Source organism: Candidatus Hydrogenedentota bacterium, assembly GCA_016791475.1.
In the GTDB taxonomy this organism is placed as follows: domain Bacteria; phylum Hydrogenedentota; class Hydrogenedentia; order Hydrogenedentales; family JAEUWI01; genus JAEUWI01.
Genome location: JAEUWI010000396.1, coordinates 1 through 552 on the forward strand (window position 1 = coordinate 1; position 552 = coordinate 552).

At 59.8% G+C, this 552-nt stretch carries 1 protein-coding gene; it reads right to left on the minus strand.

Going from position 1 to position 552, the window contains the following annotated elements; all coding sequences use genetic code 11:
- Positions 1–552: arylsulfatase (locus tag JNK74_29880; GenBank protein MBL7650380.1), on the minus strand; the 552-nt coding region annotated here is incomplete at both ends.

A 552-nucleotide genomic window follows, 5' to 3' on the forward strand; every position in this document is an offset into this window, starting at 1 on the left:
GCTTCGGTATACGAACTCATCGCGTCCGGCCGTCGTGCTGGGGCGGGGTGTCACCATTCGCGTCGCCAAGGAATTATCGAGCGGGAACACGCGATATTTCTCGGCCTCTTCCATGAATACGGCCTGTAGTTGCTTGAGCTTTTGCGGGTGCTCGGCGGCAAGATCGCGGCTTTGCGTCCAGTCCTCCTCGAGATTGAACAGTTCCCATTGGTAACTGCCGACGACGTCGGGATCGGGCGTCGCTCCCAAGTTCCAAGGCGGCGAAATCGGCCTCGTGTTCGCGTACCAACCGTCGTGATAAATGCCGCGATTGCCGAACATTTCGAAATACTGCGTCCGGCGACGAGTGGGCGCCGCCGCGCTTTCCGCATCGAATGTGTAAGCCATACTTACGCCCTCGATCGGCCGCTGTTTGATGCCGTCGACGGTCACCGGCGCCGCAATCTTACATACCTCGAGAATTGTCGGCGCCACGTCGATCATGTGGTGGAACTGGTTACGCACGCCGCCGGCGTCTTTAATGCGCGCCGGCCAGGCAACGCACATTCCTTG